The sequence below is a fragment of the Chromohalobacter sarecensis genome, from assembly GCF_023061135.1.
Taxonomy (GTDB): domain Bacteria; phylum Pseudomonadota; class Gammaproteobacteria; order Pseudomonadales; family Halomonadaceae; genus Chromohalobacter; species Chromohalobacter sarecensis.
This window is the reverse complement of record NZ_JAKGAN010000007.1, coordinates 1-15499: the sequence shown is the minus strand read 5'-3', so window position 1 is coordinate 15499 and position 15499 is coordinate 1. Positions and strand designations below refer to the sequence as shown.

General features: G+C 53.7%; 18 protein-coding genes. 12 read left to right on the top strand and 6 right to left on the bottom strand.

What is annotated here, in order from left to right:
- Positions 1–75: 75 nt before the first annotated feature.
- On the top strand, positions 76–3075 hold the full coding sequence (locus tag L1071_RS11880; RefSeq protein ID WP_246975121.1) for a pyridoxal phosphate-dependent decarboxylase family protein: 3000 nt from the start codon (positions 76–78) through the stop codon (positions 3073–3075).
- A 303-nt stretch (positions 3076–3378) separates the two neighbouring features.
- The gene (locus tag L1071_RS11875) at positions 3379–4122 is read left to right on the top strand and encodes a hypothetical protein (RefSeq protein ID WP_246975119.1); all 744 of its coding nucleotides are present in this window, start codon (positions 3379–3381) and stop codon (positions 4120–4122) included.
- 80 nt (positions 4123–4202) lie between these two features.
- On the opposite strand, the gene L1071_RS11870 is transcribed toward L1071_RS11875, so the two are convergent.
- Entirely contained in the window at positions 4203–5009 is an 807-nt protein-coding gene (locus tag L1071_RS11870) for a hypothetical protein (protein WP_246975117.1), read from the bottom strand.
- A gap of 248 nt (positions 5010–5257) precedes the next feature.
- Between L1071_RS11870 and L1071_RS16310 the strand changes: the two genes are divergently transcribed.
- Genes L1071_RS16310 through L1071_RS11855 form a run of 3 tightly spaced genes read left to right on the top strand, consistent with a single transcriptional unit; the run spans position 5258 to position 5852 of the window.
- Positions 5258–5500 carry a hypothetical protein gene (locus L1071_RS16310; RefSeq protein WP_378109640.1) on the top strand — a complete coding sequence of 81 codons (243 nt, stop codon included), beginning with the start codon at positions 5258–5260 and terminating at the stop codon, positions 5498–5500.
- Positions 5500–5592, top strand: coding sequence for a flagellin (locus L1071_RS16305; RefSeq protein ID WP_348521311.1), 93 nt, complete (start codon positions 5500–5502; stop codon positions 5590–5592). Before L1071_RS16310 ends, L1071_RS16305 begins: the two co-directional genes overlap by 1 nt.
- The gene (locus L1071_RS11855) at positions 5592–5852 is read left to right on the top strand and encodes a type II toxin-antitoxin system YhaV family toxin (RefSeq protein ID WP_246975115.1); all 261 of its coding nucleotides are present in this window, start codon (positions 5592–5594) and stop codon (positions 5850–5852) included. Before L1071_RS16305 ends, L1071_RS11855 begins: the two co-directional genes overlap by 1 nt.
- A gap of 66 nt (positions 5853–5918) precedes the next feature.
- Here L1071_RS11855 and L1071_RS11850 read toward each other — a convergent pair whose 3' ends face one another.
- The 3 genes from L1071_RS11850 to L1071_RS11835 all read right to left on the bottom strand — a co-directional run bounded on the left by L1071_RS11850 (position 5919) and on the right by L1071_RS11835 (position 7184).
- Positions 5919–6110 carry a DUF2283 domain-containing protein gene (locus L1071_RS11850; protein ID WP_246975113.1) on the bottom strand — a complete coding sequence of 64 codons (192 nt, stop codon included), beginning with the start codon at positions 6108–6110 and terminating at the stop codon, positions 5919–5921.
- A 488-nt stretch (positions 6111–6598) separates the two neighbouring features.
- Positions 6599–6868 (bottom strand): type II toxin-antitoxin system PemK/MazF family toxin, encoded by a 270-nt coding sequence (locus L1071_RS11840; protein ID WP_246975109.1) that lies wholly within the window; start codon positions 6866–6868, stop codon positions 6599–6601.
- A 61-nt stretch (positions 6869–6929) separates the two neighbouring features.
- Entirely contained in the window at positions 6930–7184 is a 255-nt protein-coding gene (locus tag L1071_RS11835; RefSeq protein ID WP_246975108.1) for an AbrB/MazE/SpoVT family DNA-binding domain-containing protein, read from the bottom strand.
- A 201-nt stretch (positions 7185–7385) separates the two neighbouring features.
- On the opposite strand from L1071_RS11835, the gene L1071_RS11830 reads away from it, so the two are divergent.
- Complete coding sequence (locus L1071_RS11830) at positions 7386–7721, top strand: type II toxin-antitoxin system PrlF family antitoxin (protein ID WP_246975107.1); 336 nt, start codon at positions 7386–7388, stop codon at positions 7719–7721.
- Positions 7718–8212, top strand: a complete 495-nt coding sequence (locus L1071_RS11825) for a type II toxin-antitoxin system YhaV family toxin (RefSeq protein WP_246975106.1) — start codon at positions 7718–7720, stop codon at positions 8210–8212. The genes L1071_RS11830 and L1071_RS11825 overlap by 4 nt, the downstream gene beginning before the upstream one ends.
- Before the next feature lie 216 nt (positions 8213–8428).
- Here L1071_RS11825 and L1071_RS11820 read toward each other — a convergent pair whose 3' ends face one another.
- Both L1071_RS11820 and L1071_RS11815 read right to left on the bottom strand, forming a co-directional pair.
- Positions 8429–8617: a hypothetical protein gene (locus tag L1071_RS11820; RefSeq protein ID WP_246975105.1), complete on the bottom strand. Its 189-nt coding sequence runs from the start codon at positions 8615–8617 to the stop codon at positions 8429–8431.
- Positions 8617–8958 (bottom strand): helix-turn-helix transcriptional regulator, encoded by a 342-nt coding sequence (locus L1071_RS11815; protein WP_246975104.1) that lies wholly within the window; start codon positions 8956–8958, stop codon positions 8617–8619. Before L1071_RS11815 ends, L1071_RS11820 begins: the two co-directional genes overlap by 1 nt.
- Positions 8959–9424: 466 nt before the next feature.
- Between L1071_RS11815 and L1071_RS11810 the strand changes: the two genes are divergently transcribed.
- From L1071_RS11810 to L1071_RS11790, 5 genes are all read left to right on the top strand, one after another.
- On the top strand, positions 9425–11617 hold the full coding sequence (locus L1071_RS11810; RefSeq protein ID WP_246975103.1) for an EAL domain-containing protein: 2193 nt from the start codon (positions 9425–9427) through the stop codon (positions 11615–11617).
- Between the two features lie 202 nt (positions 11618–11819).
- The gene (locus tag L1071_RS11805) at positions 11820–13553 is read left to right on the top strand and encodes an HD domain-containing phosphohydrolase (RefSeq protein ID WP_246975102.1); all 1734 of its coding nucleotides are present in this window, start codon (positions 11820–11822) and stop codon (positions 13551–13553) included.
- A 278-nt stretch (positions 13554–13831) separates the two neighbouring features.
- Positions 13832–14182 carry a hypothetical protein gene (locus L1071_RS11800; RefSeq protein WP_246975101.1) on the top strand — a complete coding sequence of 117 codons (351 nt, stop codon included), beginning with the start codon at positions 13832–13834 and terminating at the stop codon, positions 14180–14182.
- 122 nt (positions 14183–14304) lie between these two features.
- On the top strand, positions 14305–14883 hold the full coding sequence (locus L1071_RS11795) for a hypothetical protein (protein WP_246975100.1): 579 nt from the start codon (positions 14305–14307) through the stop codon (positions 14881–14883).
- 108 nt (positions 14884–14991) lie between these two features.
- Complete coding sequence (locus L1071_RS11790; RefSeq protein WP_246975099.1) at positions 14992–15471, top strand: hypothetical protein; 480 nt, start codon at positions 14992–14994, stop codon at positions 15469–15471.
- Positions 15472–15499 lie beyond the last annotated feature (28 nt).

Genomic DNA, 15499 nt, shown 5'->3' with positions numbered 1-15499 from the left:
CCACCATTCACAGCGCGTAACCGGGCTGCAGTCGCCACAACAGGGGAAGCCAGGACGTTGGCATGGGAGTAACGAATGAGCACGTCGCTGACACTTGATCCCCAAAATTGGCACGCCCTGGAAGACGCTTTTCATCAGGCGTTGAACGCAGGGCTGGAACATCTCCAATCTTTGGAGGAACAACCTGTCTGGCGACCCGCCCCGGAAGCGGTGAAATCGGCGTTCCGCATGCCACTGCCTCAATCACCCAAGCCATTGGAGCAGTTGCTGGAGCAGTTTCGTGACCAACTTTTGCCCTATGGCAATGGTAATACTCACCCCCGTTTTTTTGGCTGGGTGCATGGTGGCGGAAACCTGTATGGGGCGCTAGGCGAACTTTGCGCGGCATTGCTCAACAACAATCTCGGCGGGCGCGATCACATCGCCCACCATGTGGAGCATCAGGTCCTGCAGTGGAGTCGGGAAATGTTTGGCTTCCCGACGAGCAGTTCTGGGTTGCTGACGTCCGGCACCTCCATGGCCACGCTCATTGCCCTGGCAGTGGCGCGGCAAAGTGCTGTTGGTGCATCGATGAAAACTCAGGGGTTACAAGGCAATACATCTCCCCTCGTAGGATACTGCTCGGCACAGAGCCATAATTCCGTGCTGAAAGCGTTTCAACTGCTAGGGCTGGGTGGTAACGCCCTGCGTGCGGTTCCTGTAAGTGACGACTTCACACTGGATACGCAAGCGCTGGCGGAGCTGATAACAGCAGATCGCCTGGCCGGCGCTACCCCCTTCTGTGTCATTGCGACGGTAGGAACCGTCAACACGGGGGCTATCGACGATATTGCAGCTATCCGGAAAATCTGCCAACGAGAAGAACTTTGGCTACATGTCGATGCCGCTTTCGGTGGCGCGTTGGCTCTACTGGACGAATATCAAGACACTCTAGACGCTGTTCGAGACGCCGATTCGATCGCCTTCGATTTTCATAAATGGTTTCAGGTCCCCTATGCGGTGGGCGGACTGCTAGTCAAGGATGCCAACACGCATCGTGCCACGTTTTCTGAACGCAAAGAGTACCTGACAACGGAGCCCGTGGGGCTTTCCGCAGGGGCTCCCTGGTTCTGTGACTTCGGCCCCGAACTCTCGCGTGGCTTCATGGCCCTGAAAGTCTGGTTCACGTTTCAAGGAATAGGAACGGAACGCCTTGCGGGGATAGTAAGAAAACACTGCCAGTTGGCCACAGAAACGGCTAACGCCATTGATGCCTCTGCCAATCTTGAGCGACTGGCCCCAGTGCCCATGAATGTCGTTTGCTGCCGCTACGTGCCACCACACTTACAGGACGAGACATCCCAGCACGCTAGTTACCTGGATGCACTTAATAACGCCATTGTCACGCAGCTCCAGTTACAAGGTCGCGCAGCGCCTTCCACCACCGTTTTGCATGGCTGTGTGGCTATCCGCGTAGCGATTGTAAATCATCGAACGGAAAGTGCTCACATGAATGATTTAGTGTCTGACATTCAACAACTAGGCACGCACATCGACCAGCGCTTTGCCCTACTTCTTCAACCGGCCCAGTGGCACTTGATGCAGGGTGGCGATGCGCGCTTGGTCGTCGATCCCGACACTGGGCTTAATCGTTACGGTTGCTCCCCCTCTCCACGGGATCATGCCTTCACCTTTGCCTCTTCCACGGCCACCTCCATCTCAGCACCGGCTTACCAAGCAGCAGAACAGTATCGGCAACGCCTTCTGCACGATTGCGTAAAAGCCGATAGCCTTGCTGCGCCTCTAGCCCAGCATTGTCGTAGCCTGGAATCAGAGCTAGCCACAACTCTTGGCTTGGCCGACCTCAACCCCGACCTGCATCTATCCCCCTCGGGCACTGACTCACAACTTCATGTCGTCGCTGCCGTGACGACGGCAATACCCTCCAAGTGGGTCAGTATCGTCTGCGGCTCGGATGAAACAGGGAGTGGAACACCTTTTTCAGTCACCGGCTGCCACTTCGACAATACGACCTGTCTCGGCCATACAGTGACCAAAGGCGAACGTCTGTCAGGCATGGCGCCAATCGCCTATAAAGGTGTGCCCTTCCGAAATACCTACGGTCGCTTACAGACTATTGAGGAAATGGACAGCGCCGTCGAAGATCATGTCCGTGATGCGTTAGACCAAGGTTACAACGTGATGCTCCATGCCATGGATCAATCCAAGTTCGGCTGTTGGGCACCCTCTCCTACGCGCCTGGATCAACTTCGCCAACGCTATGGTAGCCGTTTGCAAGTCATCATTGATGCTTGCCAATTGCGGATCGACCAAGAGGATCTGAGAGAACACCTTGATAAAGGCGACATTCTATTATTAACGGGTTCCAAATTTTTTACCGGGCCTCCCTTCAGTGGGGTCGCCATATTCCCACAAGTTTTTTCACATCATTTGCAGCAATGCGGTAGATCATTGCCATCGGGGCTCACAGAGTACTTACCCAAGCCGGATCTCGGCAGCTGGGACATGTTACTTCCTAGCGCAACGACACCATTCACCATCGGTATGTATCTACGCTGGCGGGGAGCTTTAGAAGAGGCCAAACGTTACTACCAAGTGCCTAAAGAAAAGCGACTTGAGGGCCTAGATTGTTTTAGCAATGAAGTGCTGCATTTGATTGGTACACATCCGCACCTTGAGTCGCTTTTTGAAAAAAATAGCACTTGGTGGGCGCGACCCGACATGCTGGGCGATGAGCTTAGCGTTCGGCGCAGTATCTTCCCATTCCTAATTCGACACCGTAATGGGCAATACCTTACCCAAGAGCAGGTAAGGCATCTGTACGAACAGCTTAACAGCGATTTAAGCGCTGAACTAAAATTCGAGAAACAAGAGTTAGCAGCACAATGCTGTCACATAGGCCAGCCTGTCAAAGTTGATAGCAAAAATACGTCAGCGTTGCGTATCAGCATGGGCGCACGAATTCTTTCCGATGGCTGGCATGACGGCACGCATGACAGCCACCACCTAGAAGAAGAGTTACGTCAAGTTCGGATCGTCCTCGCTAAACTAACGCTGTGTATTAGCTATTTGTAAGTCCCCTTCTGAGCGACACAGGCCATCGGCAGCCACCAGGAGGATAGAACGCGACGACAATCCATGACCACGAAGCGCTAAGCGGTCGTGGGATCGGAAAGATGCCGTGGCTGCTGCACTCGAGGATGAGGATCGGGAAGGGATTGAGGTCATCACCTGGTGACATCACTACCCAGCCACTGCCGTACCCATAGCCCGCCGCCGGCGACTATATCATCGTAGAAAATAGATATTTGGACATGCTCGCTGAAATATGAAAGCCTTAAACAGATAAAACCCAATTAAACGTGGAAGGAATGTACGATGGAAGCAAGCACAATAATCTCTGGACTAATTGGCGCCCTAATTTCTGCAGCTTTAAGTTACATAGTAAGGATCAAACTCGAAAACCGATCAAAAGGCATCGAACAAAAGAAGCAAGCTTACGTATACTTGGTTAGCGTCAGCGAAATAATAGCCACTAACGTGGTTGTAAAATCCTTCATAACCACACTGATCGATGATGAGACAAAAAGAAAATTATCAACAGCAGAGAAGGACTTTGAAGCCTCACATGCGATTTGCGCATTATTAGCGAACCACCTAAAAGACGTGAGCGACGAAAACATTTCCGAGCTAGGCTTGAAGAACGCACCTAAGTACTTCACGCCTCTTATTGAATCGACAAAAGAATCGAAACTAACTCCTGAACAGCTTTCCAAACTTCCTAAAAACACCGTATATACTTGCCATCAGTTCCAAAAATCACTTGGCCATATCCTCCAAATAACTGCCATGTGGACTAGCTACATCGAAGATGGAGATCGTTTCTGGGTCACTCCAGAAGGTTTACATGACCACTGGACAACTATCACCCGTTTCCTTAACCAGGCTGAAGCTACCCGTATCAGCTTAGTTAAATATGGCGCTGCAACTCCCGGGGAGGCTGAAAAACTCCTTGAGAAACAAGTCAAAGAAATTCACGAAACTATTTGGGCAAGATTTCAAAACTCTTCTCCGTTAGCGGCAGCCGCAGAATCACTTCAGTCGGAGATGACTAAAAATTAAGCCTGAGACTTAGCTGTTTCTGCTTTCAACGAAAACCGCCCGCCCCCCGGCGAGCCTTCCCTAACTCACTCCAAAAAAGACTAGTTCTCACCATATATTAATTCGCCAATTTCCTGCCACTTACTCTCTACGATGCCCAATCCATAATAACTTATCGGCAACCCTATTAATCGACACACTTCCTCTACCTCATCTTTCCTAAGAGATAGATTATAAGCAAGGGAGCTTTTTACAACAACTATATATTCGCCTATCTCAGCATGAAAGAACTCTTTTAATTCTGGCGCATCTCGCAAACATTCAGCAACAAATCTCGCCAGCTTATATGGCTTATCTGTGCACACAGCACCAATCAAACAAAGAAAGGCTCTACTTTCCGCTCTTAAGCTATCAGGAAACTGTAGCTCATTAAAAAAACACATCTTAGTCTTGTTCGGGCTGACTATTTTAGGTTTAAAAGCTTCTATATCATTATCAGAAAGCCCGACTGCAATACACTCACCCAAATCTTTTTTGCATGAGGACAACAATGTAGGGAATATCTTCTCAGCTCGGGTATAAGCCTCCGTTTTGCGCTGATGTATTTCCGCTTCATCTAGCTGCCTTTTCTGTTGCTCAATCATGTCATCCTGCTGTTTGATCATTTCATCCTGCTTTTCAATCAGCTTGTTTTGCTGATGCAGTGTGATCAAGAAAGCGAGCAGCGTCCCAGCCAGCACCGCTACCCCAACAGTGCCTGAGACATAATTGGCGAAGTTTGCCCATTCGTTGGAATCGTCGGATAGAGGCCTTTCAAAAAAGTGGATACCGAATAGTCCGAGCGCGATGACGCACACCACCACCACGAATACCAGCAGGTGCCAGTAACTCTTTATTGCCTCACGCATAAGCACCTCTCCTGCGAGTTTTTAGTCACCATACCAAGCTCATGATCATTCCCTCGCATACCCGACACAATACCAACCACTTACCGTCCCACCTTCCACACCATGAAGCCCTGACCAGGACGCACCATGGCTATGTGTAAACCTAGCCTCCGCCCCCTGCGCCACTAACATCCGGCCGCGCCCCCGCACGATACCTGCGTGAATTCACGTCTTTTTTGAATACTCGCTGAACCTGCGCAGGAGCCACCATGGCACTCGATCAATACCATCACGGGGTGCGCGTTACCGAGGTCAATGACGGTACCCGCACCATTTCCACGGCGGTTATCGGCGTGGTCTATGCCGCGTCGGACGCCGACGAAAAAACCAGCGCCGGGCCGGAGTCGCTGTTACCGTTCGAGAACTACACCCGCACCGCGCAGATTCTCTCCGACACCATCGCCGCAGCGCACCTGTGGGCCATCGAAAAGCCGACGAAAGCTCAAAACTGATGAAGCAACAAGTCATCCAGCAAGCGTCCCAATCCATGCTTGCGCAGGCCAACCAGGTGCCGCAGACGGTCTTGTCGCTACTGCCCTCTTGATGCTGCGGGCATCGCGCAAAACCCCTCAACAATACCGGTGGTTCTTTCGCTACGACCTCGCCAGCCAGATCCTCATTTACGCCTGGGTCAACGACGAATCCACCCAACGCGCCTATGACAGCAAGCACGACGCCTATGCTGTCTTCCGCAAGATGCTCGAAAACGGCAATCCGCCGGATAGCTGGGGTGACTTGTGGCAAGCGGCCAGCGGTGATGACGAACGCATCCAAGCACTGCTGGACGCGAACGCGACGCGGTGAAGGGTGGCAAGAACCATCGGGAACGAGCTCCCTCCCGCCCTGGATTCATAGAATAACCGCATCACCTCAGGCCGCATGGCTGCGCAACAAAGGCCATGCGCCCTGCTTGGATGCGTCCAAAATCACAATTTCCACGATAGAGCCGTCTTCCGCATAGCTAACATGGGTATTCCAATCCTGCGAGACTTCCTTCGCAACGGCCTTCTCAGAAAGATGCACAACTAGGATATCGTCAGTTTCATCGTACGTGGTGCGCATGGTCATTCCTTCCACTGAAAATGATGCATGACGGTTTTGACGACCAGCCTATCTTCAAGTACCACGGCGGCACATACCAAATTAATCGTTGCGCCCTTCCATAGCTTTGGCGATCCATAGCCGCGTATCGCCCTGATAACGCATCTGGCCAGTTTCCAGAAGCTCACCGAGCAGCACATCTGTCATACCGCGCTGAGCCATACGCTCACGTGCATGCCGGGTAACATATACATCCAAACCGAACCGCCGACAGAACATCAAAGTTCACCTCATTGTATGGCGACCATAATTCTACTGACTCTGGTCGAGCATTACGAAGCCAGCAATTTACCACCTGTCCAAGCCCACCGAGAACAAGTTCCCTCCGACAAAAGCGATACTCGGCTAGTATTTCTCGATGAATGAGACTCTGACATGGGAGGTCTTTTTCTTCGGCAAGCTGCTTGAAATACGCAACGGTATATTCATCTTGAAGCCAACGGTATGGTTTAGCTAACCAGAGTCGCTAGCTTGGCCAGGACGTCATCCATGACCTCTCGCGGGATGCTCTCCAGCCGCCGCCCCTGACGGGCCTCGATATCCAAGGTACGCACCTGGCTACACAAGACAACGCCGGTGGTGGTAGTACCTGCATCGGCCAGCGACACCGTGAAGCCTCGGGAGCGAGCGAAGCCGCCACCGTTAGCGACCGGCGCAACCAAAGGCGTGCCCATGGCGATATTGAACGCATCCGGCGACACGATCAGCACCGGACGCATACCTTTCTGTCATAGCCCCGAGTGGAATTGGGCGAAACGAGATCGATGTCACCGCGCCGCATTACAGCAATTCACGACCGACGGGGTCGGCCTCCAGCCACTCGCGTTCGCTAGCAGACATATCTGCCGTGGTATCGCACTGGGCCAGCAGATCCTCAAGGGAGTACAGCGGCTTGACCGGTTTTACGATCAAGCGCCCGTGGTCGACTTCGATCTCGACTTGAGAACCAGCGTGAAGGTCCAACTGATCGAGAAGCGTACGTGGCACTGACATCATGACAGAACCGCCGACACGGCGAAGATTGGTAATGTTCATACAGACCTTCTGCACACAGCAGTGCACTCATATTATACAAGAGATAATGTAACAGCACACACGGTGCAAGCGCTTGCCCAACGCGCGCCTTCCAGAGTTGCACAAGCAATAGCGCAGTTAGGCAAGGGAATATTGACCGCACAATGCAATTGCATTACCTTCTCTCTATTCCCTTGCATTGCCATCGAGCGGAGGCCAATCATGAACACGGCCATTGAGGATGACTCCACCCTGACGGATCGCTACCAGACGACCGTGCCGGCATCGATCCGACGCGCACTGAAACTGAAGTGTCGCGATCGGCTTCACTATACGGTTCGTCCCAATGGAGAAGTCGTGCTCTCGCGTGCCGGTGATGAGCCTAGCCAAGACCCCGTGGTAGCTGGCTTCTTGGCATTTCTGGAGCGCGATCTACAGGCGCATCCGGAGAACATTCGTCCTGCCACCACCAGCACCTTTGCCGAGGCTGAACGCCTGACGTCAGGCATTGAGGTAGACCTCGATGAGACGCTGCCAGTGGACGATGACGACGCATGAGCCCGCTGAAGATCAATGGATGGACGATCTACGCCCATCCACTCTTCCTGGCGCAGGTCGAGGCGCTGACCGATAAGGTAAAGCGACTACAAGCGAAAGACCCGGAGGGATACCGCACCAAACCCGCCACCAAGCGTCTGGCCGCGATTGTGAAGCTGGCGTTGAACGATATCCCCCAGGACCCATCCGGCCCTCAGTATCGCCAAGGGAACACGCTTGGAACAGCGCATACCCATTGGCATTGCGCAAAGTTCTACCAGCAATACCGGTTGTTCTTTCGTTACGACCTCGCCAGCAGGATACTCATCTATGCCTGGGTCAACGACGAATCCACCCAACGTGCCTATGGCAGCAAGTACGACGCGTATGCTGTCTTTCACAAGATGCTTAAGAGCGGCAACCCACCGGATAGCTGGGGTGACTTGTGGCAAGCGGCCAGCGGTAATGACGAGCGCATCAAAGCGCTGCTGGAGGCGGACGCGACGCGGTGAAGGGTGGCTAGAACCATCGGGAACGAGTTCTCTCGCGCACAACCGCCACGGTGAGCGGGCCAGCCGCTCGGCAGGTCTGCCATTAGATCGGTCAGTGTCTGTCGTCGACTCGCAATGCCTTCACCTCGGCCACTGTCAGCCCGGTAGCTTCAACAATCTGTTCATCGCTCAGCACACCCAGCTTGATCAGGTTACGAGCGGTTGCTTGCCTGGCTTCTAGCTGGCCTTCCTGACGCCCTTCCGGAGCCCTTCTTGACGTCCCTTTTCAAGCTTCTCAAGCCCCAGACGCTCAGCCGTGTTGATGTAAGGCATTTTCTTCTCCTCCTCAATGGCGTAAACCGCCTGCAAAAACTCCGGTTCCAACCCTTTGGGCAGTTGGATCATCCAGTCGATGATATTGAACATTAGAAGTCGTCACCAGGTAGGTTCTCGTCATTGCGATGAACGATCTTGCCAGGCAGCAATGTCATACGTTGCTGCTGCTGTTGAGCGAGGTCCGCGAGGTTGCCCGAGTCGTTGCCAAACAGGGGGACTCCCAGCAGCGTGGCGGCTTCGAAGTAACTGCCGATGGCGACCGATGAGTCGCCTTTCAGCAGGCTTTGCAGCGTGGCCCGGCTGATACCGATGCGTTCAGCCAGTTCACGCTGCGTCCAGCGCCTGTGGCGCCGGGCCTCTTCGATCAAATTGGCGAATAGCTGCAGCGCGTGGTATGTGCGGGGCGAGAGTGTTTGGCGTTTCGTCTGCATGCTTTGACCAATTTTTTAGGCATAACGCAGTTAAGGTATAAAATATTGGTCATTTTAGCAAGAAGGCTCCCTGGCGCCAGAGGGGCCGTTATCAGCCCGGTGGCTTCTACAATCGCCGCTCTAACGCTTGATAAGAGTTTACTGCCACTCAATTTTAAGATCTTTATGCGACTGTGCGCAGTCGCGCAGATAGAGGTTAATGAGGCTCTGATACGGAAGGTCTTTTCCTCGGCAAGGTTCTTGAAATACGCAATGGTGTCTTCATCAAGTCGGATCGTAACCTGCTTCTTGAGTTGAACGAGTTCCTTCCCACGAAAACCGTATGCACCACGGCGGCACATACCCAATTATCGTTGCGCCCTTATAAGTTCCTACACACCTTGCCCGTAACAAACAGTTACTCCACTATGCAGGTACTGGAAGGCGGCAAGGTCAGCCGCTGTCCTCGGCTATGTGGAGGCGCGGCTTGCTCAACGAATTGGCACTGATGGAGACGCAGCAGAAAGTCCATGAGCGGATCACCCAGCAAGTGCCGCTCGAAGAGACGCTGGATGCCATTGCCTGTTGGATCGAGGTGTTGCTGCCGGAGGCCATCGTGGCCTTCATGCGTTTCGATCCCGAACGTCAGACGCTGAGCCTCTATCCTACCTCACGCTTTTCCTCCGCCTACCAGGAGCAGCTACAGGAGGTGCCGGTCGGGCCCGAGGCTACTTCTTGCGGCTATGCGGCCTTCTACCGCCAGCCGGTGGTAACGGAGGACATTCGTAGCGATCCTCGCTGGTCGGCGTTGCACGATGCCGCCGAGCGCGAAGGATTACGTGCCTGCTGTTCGAACCCTGTGATGACGGCCAAGGGGGAATTGCTGGGCACTTTCGGTACCTATTTTCGGCAACCCTTCCGCCCCACCGACATGAGTCAACGTCGCCTACGCCAGGCCGCTGCGCTGATCGCCTTGGCGATCATCCGGGACCGCGACGCTTCCAGCCATCGTACGCTAGCCGAATGGCACCGCTCATTGTTTGTGAATCATCCCGACGGCGTCTATGAATTCGACTTGGAAGGTTGCTTCCAACGCGGCAACGCCGCACTCACCCGGATCACCGGCTATCCAGAAGAGGCGCTGGTAGGACGCCACTTCAACGAGTTTATCGAACCTGATTATCGTTCCTTGACCCAGGCCAGCTTCGATATCGCCCGACAGGGCGGCTCACGCCACTACGAGACCATGGGTACGCATCGTGATGGACACCCCTACCGCTTGGAGATACTGAATTTCCCCGTCTCGGTAGATGGCAAGATCGTCGGCGTCTATGGAATCTGCCGCGACATCACTCAGCAACGTGAACAAGAAGTCCAACTGGCGTACCAGGCGACCCATGATCTGCTGACCCGGCTGCCTAACCGATCCGTTCTCGACGGACGCCTGGAGAAGGCTTTCGAGCAAGAGGGGCGCCTACTGGTGGTGATGCATCTCGACTTGGACGGCTTCAAGACGATCAACGACGGGCTAGGACATCACATCGGCAACCAACTGCTGGTGGCGTTGGCCGACCGACTGCGGCAGGTGATTGGCGAGGACGACACCCTGGTGCGCCTCACTGGTGATGAGTTCGCGCTGTTATTCACTCATTTCGATGACTGCCAGGCTGGGGTCGATATAGCGGAGCGCGTGCTGGAGGCGCTGTCGACACTCTTCCAGATTGAAGGCAAATCCGTTCATATTAGTGCCAGCATCGGCATCGCCTGTAACTGCGAATGCGTTGAACATGCCCACGAGCTGATGCAACGGGCCGACTTGGCCATGGCCGATGCCAAACAGCAGGGCCGCAACACCTGGTACTGGTATCAGGGCGACGAACTGCGGGTTGCCCAAGCCTCGGTGCTACTGCGACACGACCTACACACGGCACTGCGGGATGACCAGTTCGAGCTCTATTATCAGCCTATCGTAGAGACGGCGAACGGCCGCATCCGTGGGTTGGAAGCGCTGATTCGCTGGCATCATCCCGAGCAAGGCATGGTCTCGCCGGGCGTGTTTATCCCGCTTGCCGAGCAGACGGGACAGATCATCCCGCTGGGACGCTGGATACTGCGGCGTGTTTGCCAGGAGGCCGCCACCATGCAGGCGGCAGGTGAGCGTGTGGTGCCGGTGGCCGTCAATATCTCGTCGCTACAGTTCAGGCGTGCAGGCTTCCTGGAAGATGTTCAGCAGGCACTGAGCGAATCCGGCCTGCCCCCGGCATTGCTGGAACTGGAAGTAACCGAAAGCGTGTTGCTGGATGGTGCCGAGCAGGCTATCGCACTGATCAACCGGCTTAAGGCGATGGGCATCAAAGTGGCACTCGATGATTTCGGTACCGGTTTCTCCAGTCTGAGCTACCTGCGCGACCTGCCGATTCACAAGGTCAAACTGGACCGTGCTTTCATCAAGGACATCACCACTGACCGGCGCGACGCCGCCATCGTGCAAGGGATCATCGACATGGCGCACCATCTGGACCTGGTGGTCGTCGCGGAGGGCATTGAGGAACGTGAGCAGCAGCAGGATTTGATCCACCGAAACTGCGACCTGCTACAAGGCTTCCTCTTCGCCAAGCCCATGCCCCAGGAAGCCGTCATGGAACTGCCTGATCTGTTGCCTGCGAACCCTGAGCATTGAACTCAATTTATATTATTTAGGTTATTTTAATTCAAACCTGCACGCAATATTTCGCAAATTTTTGACGCCTCACATCTCGCAAGCAAAGTTTGATTTACGTAGACTGGCTGCATCCAACAACCGTATGAATGCTGCCCCGTTGCAAATGGGTCTCAACAACAAAAAATTAAAATTAAAAATAGTAGCCAACTCAAGGTGAACCATGTTGACTCAAGACCATACCGAAAATCATCCCGCGCAAGTGCTGCGTTCCTTACTCTCCAAGGAACATGCCATCACGATTTTCTCGAAAAAGACGACGAAGCCGCTCTCCGCAGAGGTCATCAACCTCGACCTTAACACCGGACACTTCGACCTAAGTGTCAACTCCTATAAAAGCGATATCGACGACTATATTTATCAGGAGCATCTCTCTTTCGATATTGAAATAGAGAGTAACACTCAAGATGACGACACCGAAATCTACAACTTCGATAAAGTAAAAGCAAAGGTTCTCAAGAAAGACACAGGACTTTACGAGATAAAGTGCCAGCTAGGAGATGAGCTTTTCATTCAGGAAGCTCGTGGAGCGGTGCGCATTCCCTTTATCTTGGGCATGAACGCATACGCCAACGTTGAAGTATACAAGGATGAATTGACCCTCAAGGGACGGCTGCGCAATATCTCCAGCGGCGGCTGCATGATTGATATCGCGCTTGAGGACAGTCTGCCGTTGTACGTCGATCAAATACTGCCCAGTATCACACTTGAATTTCCTAATGGTGAATATTTCTATTCGCAGGGTTCCATACGCCATATGCGCCCCTTCGGCAGTGAGGGCCATGCCGCCGTCGGCATACAATTCATTGAGATACCGCGGGACATGGAGACCGAGTTATTCAGATTGGTCTCGGAATCGGAGCGCGAAGCCGCACATCGTGCGGGAATGAACATACGCGGCGTAGGCCCCTCCCCCTTGTTCATCCCGAGGAAGAAGGAAAGCAGTATCTTGAAAAATGAGCAGCAGGCCAAAGCCGACGAATCGACCAATATGCCGCCGATGGTGAAGGGTGTTCGGGAAATCTCGCGCCAACTTCAAGCCGTGCTGATCTTCATCAAGAACTGGAATACATTTCCCGAAGAAACACTTTATGACTGTACCGATTCTCTTATCCATCTCGTCAGACAAGATCGCAAAGAACTGCTGTATGCGCTTTCGTTCATCCGTGACCAGCCCGGATGGATACGCCACGCCATTCAGATAGCCGGCTATTTTGCCGATATGCTGATTGCCCGCAACCCTCATTCACCACAACTTCGTGAAGTCATCGCCGGTACTTTGCTACACACAATGGGTAAACCGCTACTCATGAGCGAAAAGCTCCCCTCGCTGAAGACCAACATGACACCGCAGCAAAAAGAAATACTGAGAGGCCATGTCGATAAGTTGCTCGAAAAGATCGCGGAGTTAGGTTGGCAACCCAGCAAGGGATGCCTGGATATCATTCAGAATGCCAACGAACGTCTCGATGGTAGCGGCTATCCCGCCGGCAAAACCGAAGATCAACTTTCCGAGACAGTAAAGCAGTTATCGGTTATAAAAATAATCAACAAGCTGACCAATGAACGTAACAGCGTAGCGCCGCGCACACCACTCGACGCTTACCGCTGGGCACACGAGAATGGAGATAAATACGAGCGTACCGTCATCATCGACTATATTCAGCAATATGGCTTGTACCCCATCGGTAGTCTGGCCAAGTTTTCCGGCGGCTTTCTTGGGTGGGTAATGGATATCGATAACAAGGGAATGCCCACCAAGGTCCACGTGGTCAAGAACCTGGCATTTATCGATGCCAGTATCGACACCATTATCTCATCGCCAGACTTCATGCAGATCGGAAAGCTGGAGGGCACCGCCAACCCCAACAACTACTCGATCGGTCATAAGCCTTAGGCAACGCAATCAAGCACTTGGAGACGGACCGGCCGTCTCCCTTGTCGCAACCGACCCCGCGCGTGGCAACTGAATGGCCCCCTCTCATTGGCGATAAAAAAACGCTAAAGTTCCTCTTCGCATCGCCGATATGTCAGTAGTGGATATCACAAAGGCTTTAACGCATTGTGACTACCCACTCGCTGTGTATGACGCTTGCCCATCGGCGAGCCCTGGGCCAGTTTGTCTGGCCCTTTTTATCATTGTTTCTTGTGGCCTTCTCTTACCAAGGCGTTGTCATGTCTTCACCCCGTACCCAAATCACCGTTAATGAGCTGAATGACGAGATCGTTCCGCGCCTCGATCTAGTCGAAAAGTTGATCAATACGACCTTGGCGTCGCTCATCGAAACCACCGAATCCGTCGAGGAACGCACCCGTCGCGAGGATCAAAAACGCCGTTTCGAGCTGATGCTGCTATCCATCCGCATGAATGTCGCCAGTGTATCGCGCCGCCATGCGACGGTGATCCGCGCCACCCAGAACGGCGACCGCACTGGCAGTTCTCTCTTGCAGTTGGATGAAAACGAGGCAATTGCTCTGGATAACGCAAGATTACTCTACGATCAGGTCAAGGCCCACACGCGCTAGTGACGTCGCAGTATGCACGGGGTCACATCGCAATGGTCATTCGTACTTTAGGCTGGGGATACTTGATTTTTTCTTGTCATACGTTAAACCTGCTGAACTTCTTTGAATGTGGCTAGTACACCATGCGGACATTATTGCGCAGTCAGATCTTTCTCGTGGTGCTATGGGGTGCGGTGATGGCAACCCTGCCTTACACGACATACAAGATATTGCTTTTCCAGCGCCAGGCACCGTCACTACTCAGCGCCCACTTGCCTGCGTTGCTCTTTGCCAATATTGCCATGATCGTGCTTCTGGTCGGCATATTGCTGCTCGTCACCTCCGCTCATTGGCAGTTGCGTCAGGGCCGTTCGCGGAGCCAGCGTGAAGCACCGCCGTCGCCTGCCCCTCAGCCCAAGGCGCGTCCCTCAGGCTCGCCGCGCCCAAAAAAAGAAGAGGCACCCGCCAACCCCGCCAACCCCGCCAGCACCGGTCTTCAGCTCGTCGACATCGGCGCGGAAAGTCCTTTGCACAGCCGCTTGCCGCTCGGCGCAGTGGTGGAGTCGGTCAATGGCGTCCCCGCGACATCGCTCGCGGCGGCGGAGTCGGTGCTCAAACCAGGGGTCAATGAAATCGACTGGCTGGACGACGCCGGCAAACGCAACATGGCGTATGTGATGGTGCGCGACGGCAAGCTACATGCCGAGTTTCGGCCCGTCTGATGTATGCCGCTAAAGTTTGGCTTACCACGGCCGATAACGGATAAGCAGGGACGTTACCGGTTTTTATGACGCTAGCGAAAGCGAAGAACAACAAACGCGAGGCCTCCGATGACCCATATCGGCACATTTATTACGGAATCCGATATTAGTATCCACGAGAAGCTGAACCACGCGCTTGAGACGCTTCTCGAACGCGACGCTTGCCTGCTCAAGACATCGGCGACAGAGCGTTCGCTCTCCTTCCGCTTGGCCATGTACCTGCAACAGGCGTTTCCCGATTGGGATATCGATTGCGAGTACAATCGCTGGTCGGGGCCTTGCAAACGCACCCGCCATATGACGAGCGTGACCAATACCGCCGATACCGATGCGCGTACCGCCTACCCTGACATCATCATCCATCATCGCGGAACCCACGAGAATCTCGCCGCCATCGAGGTGCAGAAAAGCACCAACAGCTTTGGTAAGCATCAGGACATCAAGAAGATCCAGGCTTACAAGCGCGATGGCAGCTTTCGGCATGCCTTCTTCGTCGACATCGGCGTCGGCGACGATGCCGGGCATACGCACATTGACATGATGACGTGATGACGTGATGACGTGATCCGCATGTCAC